The 263-nt window shown below is 47.1% G+C and carries 1 pseudogene; it reads right to left on the bottom strand.

What is annotated here, in order from left to right:
- Positions 1 to 263 (bottom strand): annotated as a pseudogene (locus tag AB4585_RS26585) (PrkA family serine protein kinase); the annotation flags it as partial.

Below are 263 nucleotides of genomic sequence, written 5' to 3'. Positions count from 1 at the left end.
CTTCAGAGACTCGCAAGCAGTACGGGACCTTTACGATGTAAACACGGTCAAGGAATGCCTCATTGTTCTTGTTGTTGCGGAATGTGGTCCACTCGGATTCATTGGAGTGAGCCAAAATCATGCCATCAAATGGCAGTGCTGATAGTCCTTCCGTACCGTTAAAGTTGCCTTCCTGAGTTGCGGTTAGCAGTGGATGTAAAACCTTGATAGGTGCCTTGAACATCTCCACAAACTCCATCAAGCCTTGGTTGGCCTTACATAGT

This window comes from Vibrio sp. 10N.222.49.C9 (assembly GCF_041474985.1).
In the GTDB taxonomy this organism is placed as follows: Bacteria; Pseudomonadota; Gammaproteobacteria; order Enterobacterales; family Vibrionaceae; genus Vibrio; species Vibrio crassostreae_C.
Note: the sequence above shows the minus strand (reverse complement) of the source record. Positions and strands in the feature narration are given on the sequence as shown.